Here is a 13,921-nt window from a genome sequence, read left to right as displayed (position 1 = left end):
AATTATCTCTCCCTGAAGGCTTCGCGCGCTTTCAGTATCGGTTTGAGGATGTAAGACAAAATGGTCTTCTCCCCCGTTCTGATTTCTACGTTTGCCACCATTCCCGGCATGATCGGGAATGACTTGTCTTTTACCTGTAACGCGGCACGGTCGGTGCGGACGAACACCCGGTAATAGGTAGAATCTCCACGCCCCTGACGGGCTTTCTCTTCATCGATCAGGGTGTCTGAACTGAGGTGTTCAACGACACCGTTTAATCCGCCATAAATGGCATAGTCGTAGGCGGTAATTTTTACCGTGGCGGGCAGGCCCGGATGGATAAAGGCCACATCAGAGGGTTTGATTTTGGCTTCAACCAGCAGGTTATCTTCGAGCGGAATGAGGGTCATGATCTCCGCCCCCTGCTGAATGACGCCGCCACGGGTTGTCACCCGGATGTTGTTGACGGTGCCGCGCACGGGCGCCACCACCGTGGTACGGTTCATTACGTCCTGGCGTCCGCGCAGAATTTCTTCCGCCTGCGCCAGCTCAGATTCCAGTCGGTTCAGTTCGCTGTTGGCATCAGAGCGGAAGCGGTTGGTACGCTCGGTGATCTGCAGGCTGAATTCGTTCGCCTGGCGCTTGAGGCGCAGGATTTCGACATCCGACATTAACCCTCTGCGCGCCAGCGGCTCCGACAGACTGACCTCGTTTTGCGCCAGCGTCAGGCTCCGTTTTAAGGCCTCTACGCTTTCATTCAGGGTTTTCAGGCGGGCGTTATAGGCCTGGGTCTCATCACGCACGATTGACTCAATCCCGGCGATATCTGGCGGGAAGGTCAGTGGCGTGTCGTAGGCTTCCGCCCTGAGACGGGCAATGCTGCCTTTCAGTCCCTGCACTTTAGACAACGATTCGCCATAGCTGGCCCCGGCGCGAGTCGGGTCAATCTTCAGCAGAATCTGGCCTTTCTCGACGATGTCGCCTTCCTGCACATTCAGCTCTTCGAGAATGCCGCCTTCCAGGCTCTGAATGAGCTGCTCGCGGCTGGCGGGGATCACTTTCCCGTCGCCACGGGTAATCTCCTCAACCCGGGCGAAATGCGCCCAGACCAGCGCTACCACCACAACCAGGGTGATGGTGTAGAGCATGATCATGCTGAAAGGGGTCTTCTGTGCGATCAGCGCGCCCTGCAGGTCGTGCATGAATTTCAGATCGTCGGCTTTCACTTTCCCCGTTGGCTGTGCAGGGTGTAATGCCAGCCCGGTGCCCGCTCTCTGCGTAGCGTTCACGTTTTCCAGTGCCGTTGAGGGTACGCCTGCATCCGTTTCGGCCTCTCCCTTTGAGGCGTTATGATTCACTTCGTCCTCGTTCATCATTCATTCACACCTTGTTTCTGTTGCTTCTCTTCGACTGAATGCATTGCTTGCTTTTTCTTCATGACATTCTCATTCAGGCTGGCCATCACCTGATCTTTGGGACCGTCTTTCACTACGTGTCCGTCTTCCATGACGATCAGACGCTCTACCAGGCTCAGTACGGACATGCGGTGGGTCACAATGACCAGCGTTTGTCCTTGCGTTGCTTCTTTGAGCCGACGAAGGAACAGGGTTTCCGTCATCGCATCCATTGAGCTGGTGGGTTCATCCATCAGCAAAATCTTTGGCCGCAGCAACAGGCAGCGGGCGAGGGCGACGAGCTGTTTTTGTCCACCGGAAAGGCAATTGCCCATTTCGCCGATAGGCATGTCAAAACCCAGTGGATGTCTGGCCGCCACGTGATCAAGCCCGGTCAGGCGAACCACCCGCAGAAACTCTTCCGTGCTCACGCCCGGGTTACCAATGACGATGTTATGGCGCAGGGTGCCGTAAAACAGGCGGCAGTCCTGCCCGACGTAGCCCACCGCAGCGCGCCAGTCGGCGGGATCAACCTGTGTCGCATCCACACCATCAATGAAAAGCTGTCCGCTGCTCTGCTGGTACAGGCGCGCTATCACGCGCAGCAGGGTCGACTTACCGCTGCCAATTTTGCCCAGCACGGCCACCTGTTCCCCGGCCTCGATGTTGATATTGATGTTGTCCAGAATGCGTGGCGCGACCATCATTCCCGGTACCGGATAGGTGAATCCCACCTTTTTCAGACGCAGGCTGCCGGTGAAATTGGGCGTCGGCAAATAATTGATCAGCGCATCGCGCTCGGTCGGCGTTTCCATCAGCTGGTTAAGGGATTTCAGCGCGGTTTTAGCGTGCTGATAACGCAGCGCCAGACCGACCACAGAGGCCAGAGGCGCGAGCGAACGGCTGGAGAGGATCACCACCCCAATCATGGCCCCCATGGTCAGCTCTCCGGCGTGGATTAAATAGACGCCGAGCACCACGATGCAGACGGTGGTGATTTGCTGCACAAAAGAGACAAAGTTAGTGGTCAGCATGGAGAGATAGCGGGTTTTCATCGAGGAGGCCGCAGCCAGTGCGCTGAAATCATTCCAGCGCTTTTGCATCACCCCTTCGCCCTGAGCGGCTTTTAAGGCCTCAAGCCCTTCGATGCTCTCGATCAGCAGACCCTGCTTAAGCGAAATTTCCCGGACGTTTTCTTCCATGTAGCGACCCAGTGGCCACTGGATAATGACGCTGACAATCAAAATCAGTGGCATGGCGACCAGCGGTACAACGGCCAGTGGGCCGCCAATCATGTAAATGATGAACATGAACAGCAGACAGAACGGCAAATCGGACAGCGTGGCGAGGGTCGCAGAGGTGATAAAGTCGCGGACGGCCTCAAAATCGCGTAACTGGTTCGCAAAGGTTCCGGAGGATTGCGGCTTGTATTCCATACGCATCGACATCACCTGGCGAAACAGCTTCGCCCCGAGGATCAGATCTGCTTTTTTACCGGCGATGTCGATCAAATAGGCGCGGATTTGTCGGCTGGCAAATTCAAAAATAATGGCAATCACCACGCCAATCGCCAGCGACCACAGGGTGACGTACGCCTGGGTGGGGATCACGCGGTCATAGACGTTCATGGTGAAGAAGGTACCGGCCAGCGTAAGAATGTTCGCCAGCAGCGCCGCCAGTGCCGCGCTGTAGAAGTAATGCCGGTAGCGCCACAGCGTCGAATAGAGCCAGTGACCTTCATCCTTGGCTTTCGGTAACAGCTGGTCTTCAGCACGCGCGTCCAGCGTGGGTTTTGGCGTCGTCACAAGGGCATAACCGCCATAAACCTCGTGTAAATCCGCCTCTGCAACGAGGAGCGTTCCGTCGTTTTCAGGTACCACAATCTGATACGTATGTTGCCCGCGCTTTCCCTTGCGTGCGGTAAGAATGCAGTATGTCCCGTCTTTGCGTGCAATAAGCAAAGGGAACAGCCAGGAGGAAAGCGAATTCAGATCGCGCTTAACCCAACCGGCGGATATGCCTATCTGCTCAAGCATACGTAATGCCATTTCAGGCTCCAGCTTGTCGCTTTTTGGCAGGCCTGCATACAGCACCTCTTTGCTGGCATACTTAGAATGATGCCCACAAAGCCATTCAACGCCCCACAGAAGAGAATCTTTTTCAGGGGCTTCAATATCATCAAGAGTATGCTCTGAATTAATTTTTACCGTGGAGAGATGCGTATTCATTTTGAATTCAGACCTGTAGTTGCGTTCCTCACTTAGAATTAAAAAGTAAAGAATATGTTATTTAAAAACGACCAGGGGCATCCGTAAATACAACGGGTGACGCGGGTGGATTATGTAAAAATACAAGCACTGGTAATATCGTAGTGTAGGGTTTTATCCCTCTTACACACAATAAGGAAAAGTAACTGTTCCTTTAAGAATACTCTACGTCATATTTGCTATGCTGATGTTTTAACGTCTCTTTCTTACGTGGACGTATTAGCTCGCCAGTCTTGAAATGGGAACGCCCAGCTTTGTTTCAATTCTTATTTTCATGGCGTAAATGTTTTTGACATTCGTGGCATTTTTCATGGCAATCTTTTTAGGCAGTTGGCCCTTATACAGTTCAGAAAAGAGTGCATATTCATTTGCGCTAAGTTTGGCTCTTTTTTCTGAAGGCCGTATTATTTTTCCCATAAAGGACTGACTGATCTTCATTTTGATATCCTCGGCCAGGTCATCATGAAAAATGACCGTACTGATGATCGTGTCTGCCGTGTCGTTGTAGAACCAGTAGTGGGCAATGGCCGCCATTTTTTTATCGGTGATCAGAATCAGGCGCGAGTTTCTGAACTGAGCTAACCAATTGTTTGATAAGAAGTAATTTATATTTTTGTAATTAAAGTCTATCACGACAATGGGTTGTGAAATTATTTTTGAATTAATATCAGCAAAGTATTGTAAAATGCCTTCTATCAGAAATGAGTTATTTTCTGGCCAAATATAAAATTCTGTTCCTGAACATTCATCGCACTTTGTGCTGCGAATGGCGGCATAGGCGCATTTATGCACACATCCGTAACAACGCATAGTGTAGTTGTCATTCTCATTTTGTTTAATAGTAATAATGTTCATGTGATCAAACGCTACGCGTCCATATAATATATGTAAAATATTATGTAATATATCAACAATCAGATTAATTATGCATTACGGAAAAACACGAGTGACAGTCAGAATACGCTCTGTTTGTCCAGGAATTTTCGACAGAGCGTATTGTCAGTTTTACACTAACTTGCAAGCCGTGTGATGGACACGCCCAGCTTGCGTTCAATGCGGTTCTTCATGGCGTAGGTGTTTTTAACACTGGTGCCGTTCCGGTAGGCGATTTTCTTTGGCGACCATCCATTAAAGAGGAATGAAAACAGGCTGTATTCATTCTGACTCAGTTTGGGTCTGTTACCTGTCGGTTTAATCGTTTTTGCCAGGAACGTTTTTTTCAGTTTCGTCGAGACTTCTTCTGCGCTATCGTCATAAAAGATAATTGAACTGATAGTGGTTTCTAACGTGTCGTTGTAAAACCAGTAGTGCGCAATTGCCGTCATCTTTTTATCAGTGACAAGAATCAGTCTCATGTTTTTGAACTGATCTAACCAGTTTTCAGATAAAAAATAATTGATGTTTTTATGACTGAAGTCGATGATGACAACCGGCTGCGAAATATATTTATCATTAACCTCGCCAAAGTGATGACGAATGCCTTCAACCAAAAAGGTGTTATTATCAGGCCAGATATAATATTCAAGCGCGTGGCAATCACGGTTTTGGCCATCTTCAGACGTATTAAAACGGCATTGCTTTTCGCAACCATAACAACGCATGTCAGGGGTATGACAAACGGGTTGTCCACCCGTATGAGATAAATAGCCAGGATTGTTAGTTGCACAGTACATATTATACCTCACACGCGATGTTTTCTTACGTTAATGATATTAAGCCGGAGTCTGACAAACGCCGTCGTTCTTTAGGAATAATCATATGCTTGGCCAGGCAATAATCTTAATTAAATAGTCTGAACTGACTATTATGAATGCGATTTAAGAATTAACTTTATGTAAAACAAGGTGTTATAAAAACCCTTAAATGAGAGTGAGATTCATTTATTTTTATCTAAAATGCTGTAATTGTTGTTTTTTGGTTAATTTTTGGCAGAGTCGTTTACTCTCTGAAATACCGGGTGAAGGACACGGTATAATAAGCCGAAAAAGCACGGACTTTATTAACTAAAGTAAGCGGCGTGAAGCAATAAAATACGCATTTAAATATAGCCGGGGAAAATAGTTGTCCTGTTTATAAAGCGTATTATTTACCTGTTTCTTGTGACTCGTCGTCCGTGATATCAGTGCCCGGCGTTACCAACCGGCGGCATCGTTGCCTGTTTTATCCGTTACATAATCTTTGGTTAACAAAGAATATACATAAATAGTGCATTTATTTAACATTTGATCGTTTTTGGTGCGTTTGTTGCACTATTTTTGTGCAGTGAAGGAGGTGGCTAATGTACTGGCGCAACGTTTGACGTGCCAGTTCGTTTTTGATGTTTTGCTTATAAATTAACAGGTTATTACCCTTTACACTGCGAAATTTTGAACCAATATAAAATTGGTTCGTTTATTGCTTAATCATTAGCACGATAAGTAGCGCCTCATATCAATAACTTATCGTTAATAACAATAAAGTCATGATGAAAGCGAGCGAACCAATATGGAAAAACCGTCACGGTTTCTGGCAAATTCCAGCACCGCGCTTGAACAATTGCGCGGTCTTATTCACCAGCACGAGTCAACACCAGGCCTTCCGCTGCCCACGGAACGTGAGCTGTCGGAAACTCTCGGCGTAGGACGACGTGAAGTACGTCGTGCGCTGGATGTGCTGGAAGAGGAGGGGCGGATCTGGCGTAAGCAGGGCAAAGGTACCTTTATTGGTCCTGCTGCGCCTGTGGAACCGCTGGCCCTTCAGGGATTGGTTCAGCAAACCAACCTTCTCGAAGTGATGGAAGCTCGTCTACAGCTCGAACCCGGCTTAGCCCGGCTTGCGGCACTGCGTGCCACCAGGGAAAACCTCGCGCTCATGCAGCGCATGCTGGAACGCATTGATAAGGTCAGCCCGGACGACCGCGATCTGAATGAACTGTGGGACAGCGCCTTTCACCGCGCCATTGCGGAGGCCGCAGGCAATCGCCTGATGCTCGGTCTTTTTGATGCCATTGATGCCGTCAGGCGTGAGCCAGGCTGGCAGCATTTGCGTGAGCTTGCCCGAACCCCCGAACGGGTCGATGTCTACAACGACCATCATCATAAAATCATGTCCGCGATTATCCATCGCCAGCCCAACGAAGCAGCGGCCGCCATGCGCGAACATCTGCTTAGCCTGCAAAACGCCCTGATACAGGCGATCCACCTTGAGGACGACATCACGCTATGACGACGATTCCGTTTAAGGAAGCCACTCCGGTACTGCGCCTGCAAAACCTCAACGTTAAGTTCGCCGGATCGCCGGTGAGCGTGCTTGACGGTATCTCGCTGACGGTCAAAGCGGGTGAAACGCTGGCGCTGGTGGGGGAGTCCGGCTGCGGGAAAAGTATCACCTCCTTAGCGCTGATGGGGCTATTGCCCGCCAGCGCGCAGATTGTCAGCGGCGATATGCAGTTTCGTCGCCACGATTTGCGAAAGCTCTCCCCGCGGGAATATGCCGATCTCCGTGGTAACGAGCTGGCGATGATTTTCCAGGAGCCGATGACGTCGCTCAACCCCGCCTTTACCCTTGGGGACCAGCTCAGCGAAGCGGTTATGCGCCATCAGAACGTTTCGCGTGCGCAGGCGATGAATACCGCGCTGCAAATCCTGGAGAAGGTGCAGATCCCGGCGGCAGAGATGCGTTTGAAAGCGTATCCGCACCAGCTTTCCGGCGGCATGCGCCAGCGCGTGATGATTGCGATGGCGCTCATTAACCATCCGCGTTTGTTGATTGCCGACGAGCCGACCACCGCACTGGACGTCACCATTCAGGCGCAAATCCTCGCACTGCTCAACACCTTAAAAGAGGAGACCGGTACGGCGGTGCTGATGATCACCCATGATTTAGGCGTGGTGGCGGAAGTGGCGCAGCAGGTGGCGGTGATGTATGCCGGGCAGGTGGTGGAGCAGGGGAGCGCCGAGGCCATCTTTGCCGATCCGCAGCACCCGTACACCATTGGTCTGATGGGCTCTATTCCGTCCGCGGGCGCGCGTAAAGGGCCGCTCGCCACCATTCCCGGCGCGGTTCCCCTGGCAGAATCCATGCCGAATGGCTGCCGCTTTGCGACCCGCTGCCCCTTCGCGCAAACGCGCTGCCATAACGAAAAACCGTCGCTCACGGCGCAGGGGGCTGACCATCTGGTCGCCTGCTTCCGCGTGCCGCTGGAACAACACATTGCGCTGGGAGAGATCGCATGACCACGCCCATTCTTGAAGCCCGTGACCTGAGCAAGCGCTTCCCCGGCCCGAAGAAACTGTTTACTCCAGCCCGCTTTGTGACGGCGGTGGATCGCGTCTCCCTCTCCGTGATGCCCGGCGAAACGCTGGCGATTGTCGGGGAGTCCGGGTCCGGCAAATCCACGCTCGGCCGTCTGCTGCTGCGTTTGCTGGCCGCCAGCGAAGGACGCGTGTTTTATCAGGGGGAAGAGATCACACACGCCTCAGGAGCTCGTCTCAACCAGCTGCGCCGGGAATTACAGATTATTTTTCAGGATCCTTTTGCGTCGCTAAACCCGCGCATGACGGTTGAGCAGATTGTGGGTGAGCCGCTGTGGCTGCATCAGGAGATGAAAAAAGCCGATCGTCACTATCGCGTTGCGGAACTGCTTAAAACCGTTGGTCTGCCTGCCGCCTGGGCGGCGCGTTTTCCCCACGAGTTTTCAGGTGGGCAACGCCAGCGCATTGGTATTGCGCGTGCGCTGGCCTCCGGGCCAAAACTGCTGCTGGGTGACGAGCCCGTCTCGGCGCTGGATGTTTCCGTGCAGGCGCAGGTGATCAATCTGCTGGAAAGCCTGAAGCATCAACTGGGGCTAACGATGGTAATTGTTGCCCATGGTCTGGCGGTCATCCGCCATATGAGCGACCGCGTGGCAGTGATGTATCTCGGGCAGATCGTTGAGCTTGCCAGCGTCGACGAGATCTTTGACGCGCCTCTCCATCCTTACACCCAGGCGCTCATCGCCTCTGCACCGCAGATGCAGCCGGGCGCCCGACGCGCTGTCCCGTTGCTGCAAGGGGATTTACCGAATCCGGCCGATCCCCCGTCCGGGTGCCGATTCCATACCCGTTGCCCGTATGCCACGGATGAATGTCGCCTTGCCGAGCCCATTAACCAGGTGCTGGAAGGCGGACGCCAGATTGCCTGCCACCGCTGGCAGGAGATTAACCGCGATCGCAGTGTTATCCAGATAGCACCGCCGTCTGCCGCCTTTCTGCGCCGCCGCGCGCTGTTTGAACACGCGGCCTCTCACTCCTCCCTTCCTTCAAGGAACTCATGATAATGACAATGCGTAATTCTCTTTTGACCGTACTGGGAAGTGTTATGTTGCTCGGCGCGGCGCTGCCCGCCCAGGCTGAAAGCGTGCTGCGAGTAGGGCTGGGTGCAGACCCGGATATGCTCGATCCGCATCTGGCGCGCACCTATTATGGCCGCTTCGTTTTTGCCTCCCTGTGCGACAGGCTGGTGGATGTGGACGAAAACCTGAAAGTGGTGCCAGGTCTGGCGAAAGAGTGGACCTGGAGCGAGGATGGCAAAACCCTGACCTTCAATTTGCGTGAAGGCGTCACCTTCCATGACGGCGAAAAATTCGATGCGGCAGCGGCAAAATACAACCTCGACCGGGCGCTGACCTTAAAAGGCTCTCTGCGTAAAAGTGAAATATCGTCCGTTGAGTCCGTTGAGGTCACCGGCCCGATGCAGATCGCCCTGCACCTGAAAACCCCCGATGCTGCCCTGTTAATGCAGCTCACCGACCGCGCCGGGGCGATGATGGCCCCCGAAGCGGCGAAAAAGCCGGACTTTGCCGCCCATCCCGTCTGCTCCGGTCCTTATAAATTCGACAGCCGCGTCTCCCAGGATCGCATTGTTCTGACTCGTTTCGACAACTACTGGAATAAAGACGCTTACCACTTCGACAAGATCATTTATCTGCCGATCCCGGATGCCTCCGTGCGTCTGGCGAACCTGCGCGCGGGCGATCTCGATCTGACCGAAGGCATTGCTGCCAGCGACGTTAAAACCGTCGAAGCCGACAGCAAGCTGGCGCTGGCGAAGGTGACCGGCCTCGGGTATCAGGGCATCACCTTCAATATCAACAACGGCAAGGTGCCAGCGAACGATCCATTCAAGGACGCCCGCGTGCGTGAAGCGTTCTCTCAGGCCATTGACCGCGATGCGCTCAATCAGGTGGTCTTTGAAGGACTCTATACGCCTGCCAACCAGCCGTTTTCGACGGTAAGCCCGTATCACGTCAATCTGCCGGTGCCCCCGCGTGACGTCGACAAGGCGAAAGCGCTGCTTAAAGCCGCAGGCGTCGCGACGCCGCTGAACGTGAATCTGCTGGTGCCGAATAACCCAACCTCGCAGCAGGTCGGCCAGGTATTGCAGGCGATGGTGGCCGAGGCGGGCTTTACCCTGAATCTGCAGATGACCGAGTTCGCCACGCTGCTCGATCGCCAGCAGAGCGGTGATTACCAGCTGAGCTTCTCCGGCTGGTCAGGACGCCCGGACCCGGATGGCAGCATCTACGGTTTTATCCACAGCAAAGGGACGCTTAACGACGGCCGTTACAGCAATGCGCAGGTCGATGAGTGGCTGACCCAGGCGCGTCTCAGCAACGATAAAGCCGTTCGCCAGCCGCTGTACGACAAGGTAGTGAAGCAGCTGCAAACCGACATGCCTGTTGCCTACCTCTACTTCGAGCCGCGCATTTTCGGCCTGAACAAAAGCGTGCAGGGCTTTAAGCCATACCCGGACGGCATCGTGCGTCTGGCCGGTGTGACGCTGGCGAAATAACCGTCCCGAGGAGAGACCATGCTGGAACTGATTTGCAAACGTCTGCTGCTGGCCATTCCGACGCTATTGCTGGTGAGTATGATGGTGTTCGGGCTGCAGAAGCTGCTGCCCGGCGATCCGCTCATCGCCATGGCGGGCGAGGAGCGCGATCCGGCGGTGATCGCCCAGCTGCGCGCTGAGCTCAATCTAGATGCGCCCATCCCGGTGCAGTATTTCCACTGGCTGACGCGCGCGCTGCAGGGCGATCTAGGGGTCTCCTTACGCACGCACGAACCGGTGACCGAGCTTATCGCCAGCAAACTGCCGGTCACGCTGGAGCTGTCGCTGCTGGCGATGATCATCGCCCTGGTGTTCGGCATCAGCATGGGGATCCTCGCGGCGGTGAACAAAAACAGCTGGGTCGATCACGGGGCGAACTTTGTGGCGATCTCCGGGATCTCGATACCGCACTTCTGGCTCGGGATCCTGCTGATACTGGTCTTTTCGGTCAATCTGCAGTGGCTGCCAGCGTCCGGGTTTGTGCCGTTTAGTGAAGATCCGGTGCAGAACCTGCGGACGTTGCTGCTGCCTGCCGCCGTGCTCGGCACCGGGCTGGCGGCCACGCTGATGCGCCATACCCGCGCCTCCATGATCGCCGTGCTCAAAGCTGACTACATCCGCACCGCGCGGGCCAAAGGGCTGCTGCCAAAAGCCGTCATTATCAAGCATGCGTTTCGCAACGCGCTGGTACCGGTGATCACGCTTACCACGCTGCTGTTCGGCGAGCTGCTGGGCGGCGCGGTGCTGACCGAGCAGGTCTTCACCATTCCGGGATTTGGCAAAATGATCGTCGACTCGGTGTTTAACCGCGACTACGCGGTGGTGCAGGGCGTGGTGCTGATCGTGGCGATTGGCTTCCTGCTGCTGAACCTGCTGGCCGATGTGCTGTACGTTCTCATCAATCCGAAAATGCGAGGTTAACCATGGCGGAACTGACAACTCAAACCGTTGCGCCGGTTCTGCCCCGCGCGCAGAACCGGGTGCTGAAGAAATTTCTCGCCAATAAAAGCGCGGTGATCGGCGCGGTGATTGTGGGCTTCTTTGTGCTGGTGGCGCTGCTTGCACCGTGGATCGCGCCGTTCGATCCGGTGAAGGCGAATTTCCTCGCGGTGCGCAAAGCGCCCTCGGCGATGTACTGGTTCGGCACCGACGAGCTGGGGCGCGATATTTTATCCCGCATTATCTGGGGAGCCAGAACCTCGCTGATGGCGGGGTGTATGTCGGTGGTCATCGCCGTGGTCATCGGCGTGCCGCTGGGGCTGGTGGCTGGTTACTTTCAGAAGATGTGGGATGGGGTGATCTCACGCGTTATCGAAGCGCTGCTGGCCTGTCCGTTTCTGATCATGGCGATCGCCCTCGGGGCGTTTTTAGGGCCAAGCCTGACCAATGCCATGAGCGCAATTGGCCTTTCCGCGATGCCGATCTTCGCCCGTCTCACGCGCGGCCAGGTGATCGCCATTCGCAACGAAGAGTACATCGACGGCGCGCGGGCAATTGGCCTGCCGGATCGCTGGATCATCATCAAATATGTCCTGCCGAACGTCATGTCACCCATTCTGGTGCAGGCCACGCTGGCCATTGCCTCGGCGATTATCGCCGAAGCCAGTCTCTCGTTTCTGGGTCTGGGGCAGCAGCCGCCGAACCCCTCCTGGGGCTCAATGCTTAACACCGCCAAAGGCTTCCTTGAGCAGGCGCCCTGGATGTCCGTCTTCCCCGGCGTGGCGATTTTCCTTGCCGTGCAGGGCTTTAATTTACTCGGCGACGGGCTGCGCGATGCGCTCGATCCGCGCCACGACTAAGGAGTCATGATGACCAAAGCGCTTGATTTTACGTCCGGTTACGCTTCACGACGCCCGCCGATGATGGGCCATAACGCGGTAGCCACCTCGCAGCCGCTGGCGGCGCAGGCGGGAATGAAGATGCTGCAGCTGGGCGGCAACGCCGTTGATGCGGCTGTCGCCACCGCGATGGCGCTGACGGTGGTTGAACCCACCGGTAACGGGATTGGCAGCGATGCCTTCGCCATCGTCTGGGATGGCGAAAAGCTCCACGGCCTGAACGCCTCTGGCCGTTCGCCTGCGAGCTGGCATGCAGATCTGTTCGCTGGCAAAACGGCGATGCCGGAAATCGGCTGGGATGCGGTAACCGTGCCCGGTGCGGTATCGGGCTGGGTGGCGCTGGCGGAACGTTTTGGCACGCTGCCGCTGACCACGCTGGCGCAGCCTGCCATTGAGTATGCGCGTAACGGTTTCCCGGTCTCACCGCTGATTGGCCATCTCTGGCAGCGCGGTTATAACAAACTCAAAGACCAGCCGGGCTTTAGCGCCTGCTTCGCACCGGAAGGCCGCGCCCCGCGCGTAGGGGAGATCTTCCGTAACCCGGCGCAGGCGAACTCGCTGGAGCTGATTGCAAAAACCAACGGCGAGGCATTTTACCGGGGCGAGCTGGCGCAGAAAATTGCCGCCTTCGCCAAAGCGCACGGCGCACATCTGACGGCTGAGGATCTGGCGAACCATCGTGTGGACTGGGTGGAGCTGTTGTCGCGCGACTTTGCTGGCGGTTCGGTGCAGGAGCTGCCGCCGAACGGGCAGGGGATCGCCACGTTGATTGCGCTCGGCATTCTGGAGCAGTGCGGCATTGAGCACCATCACCCGGACTCCGTGCAATCCCTGCATTTATCCATTGAGGCGATGAAGCTGGCGCTGGCGGATCTCGACCGCTACGTGGCGGATGAAGCGCACATGGAGTTTGCGGCTAAAGAGCTGCTGAGCGACCATTATCTGAAATCGCGCGCGGCGCTTATCGACCCTGATAAAGCCTCGGATTTTGAGTACGGTTCGCCGACGCAGAGCGGCACGGTCTACATCAGCACCGCAGATGCCAGCGGGATGATGGTTTCGTTTATCCAGTCCAACTATATGGGCTTTGGTTCAGGGATTGTGGTGCCGGATACCGGCATCAGCCTGCAAAACCGCGGCTGCGGATTTGTGCTGGATCCGAAGCACCCGAACGCGCTGGCGGGCAGCAAGCGTCCGTTCCACACCATCATTCCGGGTTTTGCGATGGACGGCAACGGCCAGCCGCTGATGTCTTTTGGTGTGATGGGTGGGCCAATGCAGGCGCAAGGGCATATGCAGATGGCGCTGCGCATCATGCTGCACGGGCAAAACCCGCAGGCGGCAATCGACGCCCCGCGCTGGCGCGTGGTGCAGGGCCGGGAGGTGATCGTCGAATCGACGTTCGATCGCAACACCATTGCTGCCCTGCGTGAACGTGGCCACCACATCGTCGTGGAAGATCCGCTCCAGGAGTATAACTTTGGCGGTGCGCAGGTGATTTACCGGATGCCGGAAGGGCACTACGTGGCCGCGACGGAGAGCCGCAAAGACGGGCAGGCGCTGGTGAGTTGATCTTTTATCCTCCCTCTCCCTT

At 55.1% G+C, this 13,921-nt stretch carries 11 protein-coding genes; 7 read left to right on the top strand and 4 right to left on the bottom strand.

The window, feature by feature from the left end:
- Positions 1-2: 2 nt before the first annotated feature.
- From VF709_RS23245 to VF709_RS23230, 4 genes are all read right to left on the bottom strand, one after another.
- Positions 3-1,355 (bottom strand): HlyD family type I secretion periplasmic adaptor subunit, encoded by a 1,353-nt coding sequence (locus VF709_RS23245; RefSeq protein ID WP_013095714.1) that lies wholly within the window; start codon positions 1,353-1,355, stop codon positions 3-5.
- The gene (locus VF709_RS23240; RefSeq protein WP_149896784.1) at positions 1,352-3,601 is read right to left on the bottom strand and encodes a type I secretion system permease/ATPase; all 2,250 of its coding nucleotides are present in this window, start codon (positions 3,599-3,601) and stop codon (positions 1,352-1,354) included. Before VF709_RS23240 ends, VF709_RS23245 begins: the two co-directional genes overlap by 4 nt.
- A gap of 258 nt (positions 3,602-3,859) precedes the next feature.
- A complete protein-coding gene (locus tag VF709_RS23235; RefSeq protein ID WP_149896785.1) occupies positions 3,860-4,495 on the bottom strand; it encodes a hypothetical protein in 636 nt (211 codons plus the stop codon).
- Between the two features lie 155 nt (positions 4,496-4,650).
- A complete protein-coding gene (locus tag VF709_RS23230) occupies positions 4,651-5,313 on the bottom strand; it encodes a helix-turn-helix transcriptional regulator (RefSeq protein ID WP_038418730.1) in 663 nt (220 codons plus the stop codon).
- An 811-nt stretch (positions 5,314-6,124) separates the two neighbouring features.
- On the opposite strand from VF709_RS23230, the gene VF709_RS23225 reads away from it, so the two are divergent.
- From VF709_RS23225 to VF709_RS23195, 7 genes are read left to right on the top strand one after another with little or no spacing between them, the layout of a single operon-like run.
- Positions 6,125-6,844 carry a FadR/GntR family transcriptional regulator gene (locus tag VF709_RS23225; RefSeq protein ID WP_013095718.1) on the top strand — a complete coding sequence of 240 codons (720 nt, stop codon included), beginning with the start codon at positions 6,125-6,127 and terminating at the stop codon, positions 6,842-6,844.
- Entirely contained in the window at positions 6,841-7,854 is a 1,014-nt protein-coding gene (locus VF709_RS23220) for an ABC transporter ATP-binding protein (RefSeq protein ID WP_114519353.1), read from the top strand. The genes VF709_RS23225 and VF709_RS23220 overlap by 4 nt, the downstream gene beginning before the upstream one ends.
- Complete coding sequence (locus tag VF709_RS23215) at positions 7,851-8,933, top strand: ABC transporter ATP-binding protein (protein WP_114519352.1); 1,083 nt, start codon at positions 7,851-7,853, stop codon at positions 8,931-8,933. The genes VF709_RS23220 and VF709_RS23215 overlap by 4 nt, the downstream gene beginning before the upstream one ends.
- 2 nt (positions 8,934-8,935) lie before the next feature.
- Positions 8,936-10,450: an ABC transporter substrate-binding protein gene (locus tag VF709_RS23210; RefSeq protein WP_013095721.1), complete on the top strand. Its 1,515-nt coding sequence runs from the start codon at positions 8,936-8,938 to the stop codon at positions 10,448-10,450.
- Between the two features lie 18 nt (positions 10,451-10,468).
- Positions 10,469-11,410: an ABC transporter permease gene (locus VF709_RS23205; RefSeq protein WP_013095722.1), complete on the top strand. Its 942-nt coding sequence runs from the start codon at positions 10,469-10,471 to the stop codon at positions 11,408-11,410.
- 2 nt (positions 11,411-11,412) lie between these two features.
- A complete protein-coding gene (locus tag VF709_RS23200) occupies positions 11,413-12,288 on the top strand; it encodes an ABC transporter permease (protein ID WP_114519351.1) in 876 nt (291 codons plus the stop codon).
- 9 nt (positions 12,289-12,297) lie between these two features.
- Complete coding sequence (locus VF709_RS23195) at positions 12,298-13,899, top strand: gamma-glutamyltransferase family protein (RefSeq protein ID WP_045901791.1); 1,602 nt, start codon at positions 12,298-12,300, stop codon at positions 13,897-13,899.
- Positions 13,900-13,921 lie beyond the last annotated feature (22 nt).

Origin of the sequence: Enterobacter sp. Lyrl_3, assembly GCF_051948675.1 — a bacterium.
GTDB lineage: Bacteria > Pseudomonadota > Gammaproteobacteria > Enterobacterales > Enterobacteriaceae > Enterobacter > Enterobacter cloacae.
This window is presented reverse-complemented; position numbering and strand designations above follow the sequence as displayed.